16 protein-coding genes are annotated in these 16,405 nt (G+C 58.1%); 4 read left to right on the top strand and 12 right to left on the bottom strand.

Annotated features, from left to right (window positions below; all coding sequences use genetic code 11):
- The first annotated feature begins 36 nt into the window (after positions 1–36).
- Entirely contained in the window at positions 37–636 is a 600-nt protein-coding gene (locus AAC599_RS04660; protein ID WP_340149240.1) for a cadmium resistance transporter, read from the top strand.
- A 2-nt stretch (positions 637–638) separates the two neighbouring features.
- Here the strand turns inward: AAC599_RS04660 and AAC599_RS04655 are convergent, their stop codons facing one another.
- From AAC599_RS04655 to AAC599_RS04635, 5 genes are read right to left on the bottom strand one after another with little or no spacing between them, the layout of a single operon-like run.
- Entirely contained in the window at positions 639–1,082 is a 444-nt protein-coding gene (locus AAC599_RS04655) for a thioesterase family protein (RefSeq protein ID WP_340149239.1), read from the bottom strand.
- Between the two features lie 13 nt (positions 1,083–1,095).
- A complete protein-coding gene (rfbD, locus tag AAC599_RS04650) occupies positions 1,096–1,944 on the bottom strand; it encodes a dTDP-4-dehydrorhamnose reductase (RefSeq protein WP_340149238.1) in 849 nt (282 codons plus the stop codon).
- Entirely contained in the window at positions 1,944–2,996 is a 1,053-nt protein-coding gene (gene rfbB, locus AAC599_RS04645) for a dTDP-glucose 4,6-dehydratase (protein WP_340149237.1), read from the bottom strand. Before rfbB ends, rfbD begins: the two co-directional genes overlap by 1 nt.
- A complete protein-coding gene (rfbC, locus tag AAC599_RS04640) occupies positions 2,993–3,562 on the bottom strand; it encodes a dTDP-4-dehydrorhamnose 3,5-epimerase (protein WP_340149236.1) in 570 nt (189 codons plus the stop codon). The genes rfbB and rfbC overlap by 4 nt, the downstream gene beginning before the upstream one ends.
- A gap of 56 nt (positions 3,563–3,618) precedes the next feature.
- On the bottom strand, positions 3,619–4,497 hold the full coding sequence (locus AAC599_RS04635; RefSeq protein WP_340149235.1) for a hypothetical protein: 879 nt from the start codon (positions 4,495–4,497) through the stop codon (positions 3,619–3,621).
- A gap of 151 nt (positions 4,498–4,648) precedes the next feature.
- On the opposite strand from AAC599_RS04635, the gene AAC599_RS04630 reads away from it, so the two are divergent.
- The gene (locus AAC599_RS04630; protein WP_340149234.1) at positions 4,649–5,275 is read left to right on the top strand and encodes a glutathione S-transferase N-terminal domain-containing protein; all 627 of its coding nucleotides are present in this window, start codon (positions 4,649–4,651) and stop codon (positions 5,273–5,275) included.
- Positions 5,276–5,301: 26 nt separating this feature from the next.
- Here the strand turns inward: AAC599_RS04630 and AAC599_RS04625 are convergent, their stop codons facing one another.
- The 5 genes from AAC599_RS04625 to AAC599_RS04605 form a co-directional block, all read right to left on the bottom strand.
- Positions 5,302–5,994, bottom strand: a complete 693-nt coding sequence (locus tag AAC599_RS04625) for a hypothetical protein (RefSeq protein WP_340149233.1) — start codon at positions 5,992–5,994, stop codon at positions 5,302–5,304.
- Entirely contained in the window at positions 5,984–7,048 is a 1,065-nt protein-coding gene (locus AAC599_RS04620; protein ID WP_340149232.1) for a DUF2157 domain-containing protein, read from the bottom strand. Before AAC599_RS04620 ends, AAC599_RS04625 begins: the two co-directional genes overlap by 11 nt.
- Positions 7,049–7,140: 92 nt before the next feature.
- On the bottom strand, positions 7,141–8,820 hold the full coding sequence (gene ettA / locus AAC599_RS04615) for an energy-dependent translational throttle protein EttA (RefSeq protein ID WP_340149231.1): 1,680 nt from the start codon (positions 8,818–8,820) through the stop codon (positions 7,141–7,143).
- A gap of 88 nt (positions 8,821–8,908) precedes the next feature.
- Positions 8,909–9,775 carry a hypothetical protein gene (locus AAC599_RS04610; RefSeq protein ID WP_340149230.1) on the bottom strand — a complete coding sequence of 289 codons (867 nt, stop codon included), beginning with the start codon at positions 9,773–9,775 and terminating at the stop codon, positions 8,909–8,911.
- 55 nt (positions 9,776–9,830) lie between these two features.
- Positions 9,831–10,796: an AEC family transporter gene (locus AAC599_RS04605; protein ID WP_340149229.1), complete on the bottom strand. Its 966-nt coding sequence runs from the start codon at positions 10,794–10,796 to the stop codon at positions 9,831–9,833.
- A gap of 209 nt (positions 10,797–11,005) precedes the next feature.
- Between AAC599_RS04605 and AAC599_RS04600 the strand changes: the two genes are divergently transcribed.
- Positions 11,006–11,881, top strand: a complete 876-nt coding sequence (locus AAC599_RS04600) for a hypothetical protein (protein ID WP_340149228.1) — start codon at positions 11,006–11,008, stop codon at positions 11,879–11,881.
- Between the two features lie 5 nt (positions 11,882–11,886).
- On the opposite strand, the gene AAC599_RS04595 is transcribed toward AAC599_RS04600, so the two are convergent.
- Positions 11,887–12,210, bottom strand: a complete 324-nt coding sequence (locus AAC599_RS04595) for a TfoX/Sxy family protein (protein WP_340149227.1) — start codon at positions 12,208–12,210, stop codon at positions 11,887–11,889.
- A 6-nt stretch (positions 12,211–12,216) separates the two neighbouring features.
- Complete coding sequence (locus tag AAC599_RS04590) at positions 12,217–15,705, bottom strand: indolepyruvate ferredoxin oxidoreductase family protein (RefSeq protein ID WP_340149226.1); 3,489 nt, start codon at positions 15,703–15,705, stop codon at positions 12,217–12,219.
- Positions 15,706–16,007: 302 nt separating this feature from the next.
- Here AAC599_RS04590 and AAC599_RS04585 point away from each other — a divergent pair, with 302 nt between their 5' ends.
- Positions 16,008–16,400: a YbaN family protein gene (locus AAC599_RS04585; RefSeq protein ID WP_340149225.1), complete on the top strand. Its 393-nt coding sequence runs from the start codon at positions 16,008–16,010 to the stop codon at positions 16,398–16,400.
- Positions 16,401–16,405 lie beyond the last annotated feature (5 nt).

Raw genomic sequence — 16,405 nt, 5'->3', positions numbered from 1 at the left:
CGCAAAAGGATTTAGAAACGGGCGGACTGCACGCGCATGCATGACATTCTTATTGCCCTCTCGGTGAGCTTCATGGCGTTTGTCTCGACCAGCATGGACAATCTGTTCCTGCTGATCACCTACACGCTGCACCCGAAATACGGGATCGCGAAAGTCCGCGCGGGCTATCTGCTCGCCGTGCTCATCATGCTCGGACTCTCGGTTGCCTTCGCCCACGGAATGCAGCTGCTGCCCGCCCATATCGTTCCCTGGATCGGTCTGATCCCTATTGCCATCGGCCTTTATGAGTTGTGGCTGCTGCGACGGGGCGGACCGGACGCCACGGCGGAGACGGAGGATATCGGCAGTGCCAAACGCGGCAGCGTCCTCGCCATTACCATGATCATGCTCACCCATAGCTGGGATTCCATTGCCGTGCTGGCCCCGCTCCTCTCCGATACCCGGCCCGGCCTGATCGGCTGGATGGCGGTGAGCGTCATCTGCGCCGCGATCCTCCTCACCCTGTTCGCGCAAAAGATCGTGGGCCATGAGAAAATCAGGATCCAGCTTGCCCGCTATGCACCAAAAGTCCTGCCCTTCCTGCTGATCGCCGTCGGCCTCTATATCCTGACCAACACCCCGACGGATATCACGTAAGGTTACGCATCCGCCCGGGAAGAGCCTTCAAAAGCCGCGAACATATTGCGGATATCGTCGCTGACGGGGGCGGTTTTGTGGGTGGTCTGGTGGGTGTTGACCCAGACGATCTCGCCGGTGCAGTAGCGGGTATCCTCCCCCTTGGCGAAGATGGCGAGCTCAAAGGTAATTGAGGTGCGGCCGATCTTTGAAACCCGGCAGCCGACCTCGATCTCGGCATCGAACAGGATCGGCTTCTCATAGAGGACGAGGGATTTGACGAGGTGGAAATCCTCCCCGGTTTCCCTGACATAGCCCTGATAATCGAACCCGAGGTGGCGGAAAAACTCCGTGATGGTGGTGTCGAAATAGGTCAGGTAATGGGCGTTGAAAACGACGCCCTGCCCGTCAATCTCGGAATAGCGCACGCGAAAGGGATGAAAGAAGCGAAAATCCTGCCGGGACACGGGCCCCTCCTGCCTATGATGTCTTGTCCAGAATGCGCGATAATGCCTGCCGCCAGTCCGGCTGGTCAATATCGAAGACGCGTTTTATTTTCCAGCAACCCAGCACGGAGTTCTTTGGCCGCGTCGCCGGGACAGGATACTGCTCCGTCGGGATCGGATGGAGGACGGGCGTCTCCCGCCCTTCGAAAATCGCACAGGCGAAACCGTACCAGGTGATCGCCGGGGCGCCGCAATAATGATAGATGCCCCAGTCGGTAAAGCCGTCCTTCGCGACCCGGCTTGCGATTTTCAAAAGCGCATCGGCAATATCCGCCGCCGCCGTCGGCCCGCCTTTCTGGTCGTCAACGATGTTGAGCTCCTTATGGGTCCCGCCAAGGCGGAGCATGGTGTTGACGAAATTCTGCGCGCCGCCGAAAACCCAGGCCGTGCGGAGAATGATATGTTTGTGAGAGACCGCAGCAACGCGCGCCTCCCCCTCCGCCTTGCTCTTGCCATAAACGCTGAGCGGGCCGATCGGGTCCTCCTCGACGTAAGGGCCCGGCTTGCTGCCGTCGAAGACGAAATCCGTTGAAATATGCAGAAACGGAATGTCGCCGCAGGACGCCGCGAGATTTTCCGGCCCCATCGCATTGATGGCAAAGGCGGCCTCAACATCGTCCTCGGCCTTGTCGACCGCGGTATAGGCGGCGGCGTTGATCACTACATCGGGCGCGGTCGCCTCGATCGCGGCCTTGACGGCGGCACGGTCCGAAATATCGAGGGCCTGCCGGTCCAGCGCAATGATCTCGGCGTCATAAGAAGGCGCGGCGGACTGGAGCGCCTGCCCCACCTGCCCGTTCGCACCGGTCACCAGTATTTTCATCAGCCCTTGGACCCGAGCCCGAGCCGTTCCTGCGTATAGTCCGCCGCGACCGCCTTGACCCAGTCGAGATTGTCGAGATACCAGTCGACGGTCTTCTCAAGGCCGGTGTCGAGATTGAGGGACTGCGACCAGCCGAGTTCCGCCTCGATCTTGGAGCAGTCGACGGCATAGCGGGCATCATGGCCCGGCCGGTCCGTGACATAGCGGATCAGGTCCTCATGCGGGGCCTTGCCCGGATATTTGCGGTCCATGATCTTGCAGATGCTGCGGACCATATGGATGTTCGTCTGCTCGGCCCGGCCGCCGATCATGTAGGTCTCGCCGATCTTCCCGCTTCTGACCACATCCTGCAGCGCCGTCGCATGGTCCTCCACATAGAGCCAGTCGCGGATATTCTCACCCTTGCCATAGACCGGCAGCTCCTTGCCATGCAGGCAGTTCAGGATGATCACCGGCAGAAGTTTCTCCGGGAACTGGTAGGGTCCGTAATTGTTCGAACAGTTGGTGACCAGCACCGGCAGGCCATAGGTGCGGTGCCAGGCCCGCGCGAGATGGTCGGAGCCCGCCTTGCTCGCGGAATAGGGGGAATTCGGATCATAGGGGCTGGTTTCGGAGAACTGCCCCTCCGCCCCGAGCTCGCCATAAACCTCGTCTGTCGAGACATGCAGGAAGCGGAACGCGTCCTTCTCCGCCTTGTCCAGCGCGCGCCAGTACTGATAGGCGGCGTCCAGCATGGTGAAGGTGCCGACAAGGTTGGTCTGGACGAAATCGGCCGGACCGTCGATCGACCGGTCAACATGGGATTCGGCCGCCAGGTGATAGACCGCGCGGGGCTTGTATTTGGCGAACAGGGAGCCGATCCCCTCCCGGTCGCAGATATCGGTCTGGGAAAAATGATACCGCGGGCTGTTGCTGACCGGCTTCAGGCTCTCAAGGGATCCGGCATAGGTCAGCTTGTCGATGATCACGACATCTTCCTTGCCCTGGTTGATCAGGTCGCGCGCGAGGGCGGATCCGATAAAGCCGGCGCCGCCTGTGACAAAAACAGTCATCTGGTTTCCTTAAAGTCAAATAATCTCGTCTGGTCCTTTAATAACGGCAAAATCTTATCTTTTTCTGAAAGAATCGCCTTATCCGCCGATACCGGCCAATTAATCTTCAAGGCCGGATCGTTCCAGAAAATGCCGCAATCATGCTCCGGGCTGTAGTAATCGGTGACCTTGTAAACGATTTCCGTATCCGGCTCCAGCGTACAGTAGCCATGGGCGAATCCCGCCGGAACCCAGATCTGCCGCCAGTTATCCGCCGACAGTTCCGCCGTAACATGCTGGCCGAAAGTCGGGGAGCCGACGCGGATATCCACCGCCACATCGATCATCGATCCGCGGGTCACGCGGACCAGCTTGCCCTGCGCCCTCGGATCGAGCTGGTAATGCAGTCCCCGGAGGACGCCCGCCTCCGCATTGGCGGCGTGGTTGTCCTGCACGAAATCCATGACCAGGCCCAGCTCTTCCAGTGTCCGGGCGTTCCAGACCTCGGAAAAGAAGCCCCGGTCATCGCCGAATTTCTTCGGGGTCAGGATCTTCACATCGGCAATTTCTGTCGCTTCTATTTGCATATTGTACTCTGTCCTTCACGATGCCGCCGCCGGGCGGCGCTGGCCTATTATAGTGCCTATTTCCTGTTATAACGTAAACAATCCGGATAGCTAACCGTATAGCGCGCCACATCAATTATGCCGTCGTCGAACATGATTTCAAGCTGATAGAAATAGATCCCGCCGATAGTCATGGAGACCAGCTGCTGGCGTTTCGTACAGCTCAGCGACAGAAGCTCGCCCTTGACGCCCTGCTGCCAGTATATACTCCGCTCGACATTGCTCTCCAGCTCCCGGCGCAGGAATATCGACAGCATCAGCCCGTCCGCCGCAACTGCCGTCACCTCAAGGTTCGGGTCGATCATTTCCGGTTGCTCCGGACGGGCGGCGATCAGGCGGAAGGTGCCGGTCAGCTGCTCCAGCAGGCGGATGTCCACCCGCTCCCCGTTCGGCCAGTAACGGACCATGTTGTGCCGCCCGGTCACCGCCTCCCGGTCCACCAGCGGCAGCTCGCTGGCGACGCAGAAGCCCTTGTTCATCTTCTCGCGCGCCGTTTTATCGCCCTTGCCGCCCTTGAGGGTGATCAGGAATTCGAAGTCGAACCCCCGGTCCAGCAGATAGCGCGCCTCCGGGTCGGCGCAGGCCTCGGCCCGCAATTCATCGACATAATTGCCGATCACATTCGTGCGAAAGGCGGTTACGATCTCTTCCGCCTCCAGCCGGTCCAGCTGATAGTCGAAATGATCGGCGACCAGGCGCCCATCCACATTGCGATAGGTAAATTCGAGTTGCGGCGGGGCTGTCACCGGCGCGCCCGCCTCCGCCTTCGCAAGGTAACGCTCCGCCACCTGCCGTTCCGCCGGATCGTCCGGCCAGCTGATCTGCTCCGCGCGCTGCATATTGCTGGCGCAGGCGGCAAGGCCGAGAAACAGGACCGGGATCAGGAGTGCTTTCATTCTGCCTCTGAAGCTTGGGGTAGGATGCACAGTATAGAAGCCTTTTCCGTTTCTTCATTCATAAATTGCCGTCGCCGTCCCCACAAATAAATTAGTCCACTTTCCTGAAATTACCGGGTAAGCTCGGCAAAAATAAATTGAAGGATCACAAATGTTCAAACTTTTCTTCTCGCCCGGAACCGTCGCCCTCGCCTCGCATATCTCCCTTGCCGAGACCGGTGCCGATTATGAGGCCATCCAGGTTGATTTCGCGAACGCGGCGCAGACGAAGCCCGACTATCTCGCCGTCAACCCCAAGGGCCGGGTGCCCGCGCTGGTCACGGATCGGGGCATCCTGACGGAGACACCGGCGATCCTTCTCTTTATCGCGCAGTCCTTTCCGGATGCCCGGCTGGCGCCGCTCGATGATATCTACCGCCTCGCCGAGATGCAGTCCTTCAATAACTATCTGTGCGCCACCGTGCATGTCAACCATGCCCATCGCATGCGCGGGCTCCGCTGGGTGGAGGAGACGGACACCGCCGCGATCGAGGCGATGAGGCGCAAGGTGAAAAGCAATATGAATGACTGCCTTCACCTGATCGAGGACAAGATGTTCGAAGGCCCCTGGGTCATGGGCGCGGACTACAGCGTCGCCGACGCCTATCTCTTCACGGTCGGTCGCTGGATGGAGAGCGACGGCCTCGCCGTTGAGGACTACCCCACCCTCGCCGACCACCGCGCCCGCATGATGGACCGCAAAGCCGTCCAGCGGGCCATGTCCGAGCAGGGGATGTAACTTCAGCGGAGTAGCTGCGCTCTCGCCTAAAGGCGCTCGACGCGGCTGATCCAGGGTTCATACCGTGCACCGAAGCTAAGAGTGATCCGGTATTCCAGCGTACAGGAGTCGGGGGAAGCAGAGGGATAGGTAACTCCCGCCGGTTTATCGCGCGCGTATATTTCCTTGAAAATATCGCGATAGTCACTGTGAATGGCGATGCTGGAGCGGGCGAGTTCCCGGAAAAAATATTCCTTCCCCTGCCCGTTTTCATGAAGGCGCACATACCCCTTCACGATTGCATGGCCTGTGCTGTCCGGATCGGGCGTCTTCAGATCGGCCACCTCGGCGGCGCTATCCGCAAAAACAAGGTCGTTCGGACCGATGACTTTCCCACTCCCCGACCAGTCTTTACGCTCTTCCGCCAGCCGGGCGCGGTGTTCCTCAAAGACCGGACCGCCCTGCTCGATCAGGAGATAGGCCGTGCGGGCCTGTTTCCGCCTTCCATAACCCGCGGTATCCGCCATAACCTTGCCGTCCAGTATCGGCGGGGAGGGAATGTTCAGGGTGAAATACCGCCCCTCCTTGTGCAGATAGTGGCTGTCAGGTCCTATGAGATGGCAATCATCGAAGGTGATTTCCCCGGTCAGCGTCCCGCTCCTGTTCCACCAGACATCGCCGAACAGCCAGACATTGGCAAAGATCATTACGAGAAGCGGCAGAAGAAACTTACCCCGCATTGCCAGCCTCCCGTCGGCCCATCAGCCGCAGTTTTCGCAAGACCAGGATCACCAGGACGGCCAGCAGCCCGAGGATGAGGAAGAAGATATAGGCCGGCCATTTATCCCAGAACCAGTCGAAATATTTGAATAACAGGAACAGGATGAGGAAACAAGCAGCGAGACAGGCCCCAACCACCCAGCCTGCGCGCACCGAAAGCGCAAGCGCGCCCGACCCGATGACAAGAGCGACAACGAGATAGATCCATTTCTGCATCTCTGTGCTGAACGGCAGTACGCTGTCCGGCACCCCGATGGCGAGGGAGAGTAGCAGCAGGAAAAGACCCAGCATCCCCACAAGGAAGAAAATAAGTCGGTTGTCCCGGACCCACGAGACCCGCAGCACTACGGGCGCGAGCAGGAACAGGGCAAATCCCGCGAAATAGAATTCCGCAATAAATTCCTGCAGCCAGTATAACCCAATAAAGCCCGTGAGCGACGCCCCGATAAAGACGGCGAGACTGGCAAGGCCGAGGCCAAGGACCAGGTCTAGCCCGTGCCGGATAGCCAGAAGTAAGGCAAAAATTCCCCAGGAAAAAAACGCCCCAGGTGAAGGAGTTATATTATAAATCTCAGCTAGAAGATGAAGATTGAGAACGAAGCAGGCAATCGTCACCAGCGCCGCCAGCTCCGTGAAATAGCTGGTCCTGAACAGGCGGGCCACCAGTTCGGTCACCGCCCAGCCGAGAAACGGCGCAAGGGTGGCCAGCGTCACCTGAAGCGGCGTTGAAAAGGCATCCCAGTAGTGATTGAAAAATAGGAAGACCGCGAGGGAGAGGGCCACCGCGCCGAGGCCGGACACAAGGCGCATTCCCCAGGACAGATGCGCCTCCCCGTCGTTGAGGTTCGTATCGAACGCCGCAGAAAAGCGGGACAGCAGATCGTCATGATAGGCGGTGACGCGGCTTACATCTTCCGCCGGGAGGTGGAGAATACCTTCCGTCTCCAGCTCGGACAGTTCGTCACGAAAAGCCCTGATCCGGCGTGACCGCCGTTCCGCGTCAACTTTGTTCACCCTGCGTCCCTGCCGCTGCCTCAATACCCGCCAATCTAGTACAAATATATATTTTAAACAATTAAAAAGTCCCGCAGGCAGACGCAGAAATCTTACCGCTTGATCGGCTTGTATTTGATGCGGTGGGGTTCGGTGGCCTCCTTGCCGAGGCGTTTCTTCTTGTCTTCCTCATAGGCCTCGAAGTTGCCTTCGAACCATTCGACATGGCTGTCGCCCTCATAGGCGAGCATATGGGTGGCGACGCGGTCGAGGAACCAGCGGTCATGGCTGATGACCACGGCGCAGCCCGCGAACTGCAGCAAGGCCTCCTCCAGCGCGCGGAGCGTATCGACATCGAGGTCGTTTGTCGGCTCGTCGAGCAGCAGGAAGTTTGAGCCTGATTTCAGCATCTTCGCGAGGTTGACGCGGTTGCGCTCCCCGCCGGAAAGCTGCCCGACCTTCTTCTGCTGATCGGCGCCCTTGAAGTTGAAGCCCGAGACATAGGCGCGGCTGTTAATCTCCTTCTTGCCAAGCTCGATCACCTCGTTCCCCTCGGAGATTTCCTCCCAGACATTCTTGTTGGGATCGAGCGTGTCACGGTCCTGATCGACATAGCCGAGCTTGACCGTCGGGCCGACCTTGAAGCTGCCGCCATCGGGTTCCTCCTGCCCGGTCAGCAGCTTGAACAGCGTCGTCTTACCGGCGCCGTTCGGCCCGATCACGCCGACAATCGCCCCCGCCGGAAGTTTAAAGCTCAGATCGTCGATCAGCAGCTTGTCGCCGAACGCCTTGGAGATGTGATCGGCCTCGACCACCAGATCGCCGAGCCGCGGCCCCGCCGGGATGTAAATCTGCATATTGTCGGCCTGCTTCGAATTCTGCTCGGCCAGCAGGTTCTCATAGGCGCTGATACGCGCCTTCGATTTCGACTGGCGGCCCTTCGGTCCCTGCCGGATCCATTCGAGCTCCCGATCCAGCGTCTTCCGCCGCGCATCCTCTGATTTCCCTTCCTGGGCGAGGCGCTTTTCCTTCTGCTCCAGCCAGCTGGAATAGTTGCCCTCCCACGGGATGCCATGGCCGCGATCAAGCTCCAGAATCCAGCCCGCCACATTATCGAGGAAGTAGCGGTCATGGGTGACGGCCACCACGGTGCCGCTATAGTCATGGAGGAAGCGTTCCAGCCAGGCGACGCTCTCGGCATCGAGATGGTTGGTCGGCTCGTCGAGCAGCAGCATATCGGGCTGCGAGAGCAGCAGACGGCAGAGCGCAACGCGGCGGCGCTCCCCACCGGAAAGCTTGGTGACATCGGCGTCCCCCGGCGGACAGCGGAGCGCATCCATGGCGATCTCCACCTCACGGTCGAGGTCCCAGAGGTTCTGCGCGTCGATCTGCTCCTGCAGCTCCCCCTGCTCCGCGATCAGGTCGTTCATCTCATCGTCGGTCAGCTCCTCGGCGAAGCGGGCCGACACCTCGTTGAATTTATCGAGCAGCGCCTTCTTCTCACCCACCCCGTCCATGACATTGCCGAGCACGTCCTTCGCCGCATCCAGCTCCGGCTCCTGCGCGAGATAGCCGACCTTGACCCCGTCGGCGGCCCAGGCCTCGCCGGTGAACTCGGTCTCGATCCCCGCCATGATTTTGAGCAGCGTCGACTTACCCGCGCCGTTCAGGCCAAGCACGCCGATCTTCGCGCCGGGAAAGAAGGAAAGCCGGATGTCCTTCAACACCTGCTTGCCGCCCGGATAGGTCTTCGACAGACCATTCATCACATAAATATACTGATAAGACGCCATGGGGATTTCCGCTCCTGATCCACAAATTTTCCGCTGCGCCCCTTTTAGCGAAGAGACGAGGGATACGCAATTGCTGTGATGAGCGCTTTCAGAATTTTAAACGGTCTAAAATGCTTTTATTGTTGTTTGAATTTTCATCGTTTTTAAAAAATTCGTTCCACTCATGATATTCACTATGATTAGGCATCAGGTCTTCAGGAAAGTCCTGGATCCGACTTATCTTAGGAGATTTTCGGCCATACTTTTTTGCTAACTCGCAACCATATTCATGGAGATCCCTACCTATTAAATTAGAAAAGTAAATACAATCATCTACACATATGGATATATTTCTCATTGCGTCAGGATAGGTAGTATTTATGCGTCCATCTTGAGTTTTTTGAGCATAATATATAGCGGCAAGGTCATTAAAAGTACCGTCCTCATGCGCCGCCAAAATATCTTTCTTTAAATATTCTCTTTGAGATACAGCTTTCTCAAAACTTATATAACTTCTTTGTAGAACCGTAACTGCACGTATCACTCTCTCTATACTTGAAATTCTATCCGTAATTAAATTATGAAGAGTTTCAATGGGAATATTAGGAATATCTATGTCAATTAAATTGATATTGGGTGAAAAAATAGCGGTTTCAGGAATTTCATTTCTTCTTTTGCGTTCCAAGAATTCATTGTAACTCGCCTTGCTATTTTCATAATCCGTCATTAGCGGCGCAGTTTGTTCCTTCTTGATTGAAATAAAGCTATTAGTTATGTCGAAAGCGATTGCTATAGCGACATTTGTATTGCGAATTTCCTGAAGAATCTGCTCTGACCGTTGACGTCTTTTAGCAATAAGATATGCAGCTATTGCACCGGCAAATGCACCAGCAAGCGCAGTAATAAAATTACTATTTAAAAGGCACCAAATGAAACTGAGTATTGGCAGAACACAACCCCATATATTTTCCCACATTTTTAGTTATTCCTATTAGAAACAAACCTAATAGTAGCACTAAGAGTTAATGCATTCACCCCACAAATAAATCCGCGGGCATCAGGCCGGTTGTCATCGCATACAATAAAAGCGTCACGGTGACGACGGAGATCATGGTGGTGAGCAGGATGGTGGCGGAGGCGCGCTCGACCCAGACGCCATATTGCTGGGCGATAACGAAAACATTTGTCGCGGTCGGCAAGGCTGCGAGCAACACCGCCGTATAGACCCAGAGCGGATCGAAATCGCCAAAGAAGCTTAAACTTAGATACATGGCGACCGGATGCACCACGAGGTTGAAGGGGATGATGAAGGAAAGCTCCCCCGGTATGCGCTTCAGGGGCCGGAGCGCCAGCGTCACCCCCATGGCGAAGAGCGCGCAAGGAGCCGCGGCCTGCGCCAGATAGTCGATCAGCCGCTCGATCGGCAGCGGCGGCGTGAACCCGACGATCGCCGCGGCGACACCGACGATGGTGGCGATGATAAAGGGATGCAGGAAGACTTTTTTGGCGATCTGGGCCATCAGGGCGCCGACATGCCGTTCCTTCCCGCCGGAGAGCGCCATCATGGTCGGGGCGACGATGAAATGCAGCACATTCTCGAAACAGAAGATAAGCGCGAGGGGGACAGCAGCCTCCTCCCCGAAGGTGAGCAGCGCGATCCCCGGCCCCATATAGCCGATATTGCCATAGGCGCCCGCGAGGCCCTGGATGGTCGCCTCGGGCGAGGTCGCCTTCACCACCAGCCGGGCAATGGCGTAGACGGCGAGGAAAATCACGAAGGTGGTCGAGATATTGGTGGTGATGAATTCCCAGCTCGTCAGCTTTTCAATGGGCGTTTTTGACAAGAGCTTGAAGAACAGGCAGGGCAGCGCGACATAGATGATGAAGGTGTTGAGCCAGCCCATGGCCTCGGTCGGCTGCTTTGTGATGCGCGCCGCGAGATAGCCGAGCAGGATCAGCCCGAAAAGAGGAAAGACAAGCCCGGCGATTTCAGCCATGTAACACACCTTGATAACAATCAGATATTTCCTACTACCGCGCGGGCAAGATGTGGTCAATGGATAAGGCGCCGTCTTCCATGGGTCTTGAAACAAGAACCCGTCTATCGTAAAAGTATCGTCGTGAAATACGTATTTAAGTAGTATTTGACTGTATCGACAGAGAAAACATCCTTTCGGCTGAGCCCTCAAACATGGAGTATTGGAAAATGAAACCAACACGTCGGGATTTTTTGGCACTCGGTTCCTGGATGGCGGGTCTGCCGCTTTTTTTACCTTTTCTCGCTAAGGCTGAGGCGGGCTCCCTCAATCCCGACGTGCAGAACGTCATTGCCTTTTTCAAGGCGCGTGACTATCGGCAAGTGCCATCGCTTGATCTCATCACCGGCGATAGCTTTAACGATGGCGTGCGCTATGACGAGAGCGCGCCGGGCGGCCTTCAGGACGGGAAAACCGTTATTTTACAAAGATGTATTCGCATGGAAGATATAAACATCGATGACCGTCCGGATGTTCTTCCCTATTTTCATATTCTGGCCATCAATTTGAAAGGCCCGTTCCCTTCCGCCATGGGCCTGCGGACAATGCTGGATTACCTTGTCAATCACCTTGAACTCGATCCCGCCCGGCTGGCCTTCGTATCGACTGATTTTTTCACTCCCTATCTGCCGCATCTGGAGCCGTTCGGAATTGAAGCCTCCCAGTTTGTAATCCGCGACAGGAAGGCCGCATTGGCCGCCGGAGACGGTTCAGGTTTTTTCTCCCCGAAGGGTCATCCACATGTGAACCCCTACCATTCCGTATCCATGCATTACGCTGAAGATCCCGACGCAATGCAGCAGGAGCTGCACCATACGCTTCCCGGCTTTATAGAGATTGGCGAGGTCATGATCCATGAAGATGCGCCGGAGGTCGAAGATCTGCAGATCGCCGCCATCGGGCTGGAACGGATATCCATGGCGATGGGTAATCCGGTTGAAAGCTTCGCTCAATCGCGGGATATGGCGCTGGCCGCCCTCGAAGCAGAGGCAAAGAGGCGGAACGTTCCGCTCCCGCCCGCGTATGACAAGCTGAAATCTGCCTGATCGCGTTACTTCGGCGGCAGGCTGCCGACAAAGCGGAGCGCCAGCGCCGTCCAGCGCTCCAGCCCGGTCTCGATCGCTTCGCCGGCATCGACCCAGACGAAGCCGCCCATCCGGCGGCCACCATGGACCATCGGTTCGGCGCCGGGCATCTCCAGCGCCTCGGCCTCGTTCTCCTTGCCGACGCGGAACATGAAGCGATCCTCCCCGGTGCCGCAGAGCATATTGCCGTTCAGCAGAAAGCAGACGCCGCCGAACATCTTCTTCTCGCTGATCCCGGTGCGAGAGCCAAGCGCGCTGCGAAGAAGATCGGCGGTGTGTTCGTGCGACATGGCGTATTATTCCGCCGCGAGCGGCTCGACATCGCCTTTCTCGAAGCGGTCGAGCAAGCTCTCGCGTTCCGCCTTCGCGGTCTTGAGATGCCGCTCCTTCACATGGCCGAAGCCGCGGATATGTTCGGGAACCGAGGCAATCTCGATGGCAAGCGGCAGGTTTTCCCGGGTCAGCTTGCCGGCGATATCCGTCATGGTGTCGGCATATTCACTGATCAGCGCCCGCTCGGCTTTGCGTTCCTCCGTCTTGCCGAAAGGATCGAGCGGGGTTCCGCGCAAGGCCTTGAACTTCGCCAGCAGGCCGAACGCCTTCATCATCCAGGGGCCAAATTCCTGCTTGACCAGATGGCCGGTTTCCGGGTGCTTTTTCGCGAAAATCGGCGGCGCGAGATGGAACTTGAGCTTGAAGTCGCCTTCGAACTGATCATTCAGCTTCTTTTTGAACTTGCCGTCCGTATAGAGCCGCGCAACCTCATATTCATCCTTATAGGCCATCAGCTTGAAATAGTAGCGCGCAACCGCCTCGGTCAGGGCGGTGGAGCCGGGCGCGGCGGCGCTCTCCGCCTTGCCGATGGCCTCGATGAGCTTCAGGTAACGCTTCGCATAGCGGCCGTTTTGATAGTCTTTCAGGAAGTCCGCGCGCTTCTCGATGATCTTATCGAGGGTTTCAATCTCTACCACATCCGCCGGGGCGTCGGGCAGGGCGATTTTCTCGACCTCGCTCTGGCTGGCGGCGGCCTTGCGGCCCCAGGCGAAACTCCGCTTGTTGGCGTCCACCGCGATGCCGTTGAGTTCGATCGCCGTCTCGATGGATTTGAGGGACAGCGGAATGGTGCCGCGCTGGAAAGCGAAGCCGAGCAGGAACAGGTTGGCGGCGATGGAATCGCCCATCAGCGCGGTGGCCAGCGTCGTGCTGTCGATGAACTCCGCCTGCTCCCGGCCGAGGCTTTCGCTCAACAAACCGGTCAGGCTGTCCCGGTCCATGGCAAGGTCCGGGGTCAGCGTGAAGGCGGCGACGGGCACCACATAGTCATTGATGATCGCCTTGGTGCGACCGAGGTCATAGGTCTGCAGCGCCTCCTTGCTGGCGGCCACCACCAGGTCACAGCCGACGACCACATCGGTCTGGCGGCTCGGGATCCGGGTGCCCGCAAGATCGCCAGCGGATTTGGCAAGACGCACATGGCTCATGACGGCGCCGTTCTTCTGGGCAAGGCCCGTCTGATCGAGGATCGAGGCGCCCTTCCCTTCCACATGCGCAGCCATGCCGAGCAGCGCGCCGACGGTGATCACGCCGGTGCCGCCGATGCCGGTCACCAGAATGTTGTAGGTGCCGTCGATGGCCGGAACTTCGGGTTCGGGCAGGCCCGCTGCCGGGTTCATCATATCGATCTCGCTGGAGGTGACTTCCTTCTTCTCGGGCTTCCTGAGGCCACCGCCCTCGACGGTGACAAAGCTCGGGCAGAAACCCTTCACGCAAGAGAAATCCTTGTTGCAGCTTGACTGGTCGATTGTCCGCTTGCGGCCGAACTCGGTTTCCAACGGTTTCACCGACACGCAGTTCGATACCACGCCACAATCGCCGCAGCCCTCGCAGACCAGCTCGTTGATGAAGGCGCGTTTCGCAGGATCAGGGAACGTGCCGCGCTTGCGGCGGCGGCGTTTCTCGGCGGCGCAGGTCTGGTCATAGATCAGCGCCGTCACGCCCTCGACCTCCCGGAGTTCGCGCTGCACCTTGTCGAGATCATCACGGTGATAAATCTTCGTGCCCGGTGCCCATTTGGTATCGCTGGCGTATTTGTCGGGCTCGTCCGTCACAACGACCACCTGCTTCACCCCTTCCGCATGCACCTGCTGGCTGATCAGCCAAGGTGACAAGGGTCCGTCGAAGGGCTGGCCGCCGGTCATGGCGACGGCATCGTTAAACAGGATCTTGTAGGTGATATTCACATTCGCCGCACAGGCCGCGCGGATGGCGAGGAGGCCCGAATGGTAATAGGTGCCGTCGCCGAGGTTCTGGAAGATATGCTTTTCGTTGGTGAAGGGCGACTGACCGATCCAGTTGGCTCCCTCCGCCCCCATATGGGTATAGGTCTGGGTCCGCCGGTTGGGCATATAGACCGCCATGGTGTGACAGCCGATCCCGGCCATGGCGCGGCTCCCCTCCGGCACGTTGGTGGAGGAATTATGTGGACAGCCCGAGCAGAACCAGGGCGAGCGCGTCACCGGCGCGGCGGGCATGTCATTGCCGCTCTCGCGGGCCTCGGCGATACTGATGCCTTCCATCACGCTGTCGGACAGATCGCGGAGCTTGAGACGGGAGGCAATCGCCCGCGCCACCATCGCCGGGGTCAGTTCCCCGTCGGAGGGCAGCAGCATTTCCCCCTCCTCATCCTCCTTGCCGACCAGCATCGGATGCGCTTCCATCCCGTAGAGGATTTTCGCGATCTGATCCTCGATCAGGCTGCGCTTTTCCTCAATGACGAGGATTTCATCCAGCCCGACGGCAAATTCGACAAGCCCTTCCGGCTCCAGCGGCCAGGGACAGGCGACCTTGTAGATGGAGAGGCCGATTTCCTCGATCTCCTTCTCATGGATGCCGAGATCACCGAGCGCCTGCTCCACATCCAGCCAGGACTTACCCGTGGTGACGATGCCAAAGCGACGCTCACTTGAATCGGTTGTGATTTTATCGAGCTTGTTGGCCCGCACGAAAGCCTTGACCATTGGGATCTTGTGCCGCATCAGGCGGGTTTCCTGCGCGAGGCTGTTATCGGGCCAGCGGATATGCACGCCATCGGCGGGCGGCTCGATATCGTCGGGGATGACAATTTCCACCCGGTCCGGCCCGACATAGGCGGTGGCCGAGCTTTCGACCGTATCGGTCAGGCATTTCATGCCGACCCAGGCGCCGCTGTAGCGGGACAGGGCAATGCCGTAGAGGCCGTAGTCGAGATATTCCTGCACGGTGGCCGGGTTGAGGATGGGAATCATCGCCGCCGCCAGCGCCTGTTCGCTCTGATGCGCAACCGTCGAGGATTTCGCCATATGGTCGTCGCCCATCAGGACGAGAACGCCGCCATTCGGCGAGGTGCCCGCCATATTGCCATGCTTGAACACGTCGCCGGAGCGGTCAACGCCCGGCCCCTTGCCATACCAGATGCCGAAGACGCCATCGAAATCAGTCTTGCCGAACATGGGAAGCTGCTGCGTGCCCCAGATGCTGGTCGCGGCCAGATCCTCGTTCACGCCCGGCTGGAAATGGATATCGTTGTTTTTCAGGAACGGCTTCGCCTTCCACAGGGTCTGGTCATACAGACCGAGCGGCGAGCCGCGATAGCCCGAGATAAAACCGCCGGTTTTCAGACCGGCGGCGGCATCGCGCTGACGCTGCATAATCGGAATACGGACGAGCGCCTGCGTCCCCGTGATAAACACCTGACCGCGCTCCAGTTCATATTTGTCATCCAGGCTGATGGCAACCAGATCATTCATTCTTGTTCTCCCGCGCCCCGGGATCAATTTATCAGAGGAACCGTCTACCGCCAGCCATTCATTCTCTGGCCTGTTCGTTGTTCTTCTCTGTGCCGGGCACCTCTTGTCATAGCATATGTCCAAGACGGGTGACTTACAAGCGGTGAGATTATGGGCAGCGGTCAAAAACGCCCCGGCAATTTGCAACAATCTCAAAACATTGGGGATTATTTCCCTTCTCCGGTCATTTTTTCCACCCTATTTCATGAAAGTATGCGAGAACCGGCGTCAAGACCCCTGATTTGCGAGAGAAAGCCCGTTTGATGAGGCAACAGACGAAGAAAATTTTGCTGCTGCTGATCGGCTGGTTTTTTGTCGCCCTCGGCACTATCGGCCTGTTCCTGCCGGTGTTGCCGACGACGCCGTTCCTGCTGATCTCCCTCTGGGCGTTTTCGCAAAGCTCCGAACGGTTTCACGACTGGCTCTATAACCACCGGGTTTTCGGCCCGCCGCTTCAGGACTGGTCCCGCTACGGCGTGATCCCCTTGCGGGCCAAAATCGTCGCCATCGGCACCATGGCGATCAGCGCGACGTTGGTCATTATCTTCTCCAGCACGCCCTGGTACGGGATTACCGCCATGCTGCTCTTGATGGGCATCGGCGCGGGCTTTATCCTGACCCGCCCGAGCCGCCCAAAGAATCAGGACGCCGCCTGAACCCA

The sequence above is a fragment of the uncultured Sneathiella sp. genome (genome assembly GCF_963976355.1).
Taxonomy (GTDB): Bacteria; Pseudomonadota; Alphaproteobacteria; order Sneathiellales; family Sneathiellaceae; genus Sneathiella.
Note: the sequence above shows the minus strand (reverse complement) of the source record. Positions and strands in the feature narration are given on the sequence as shown.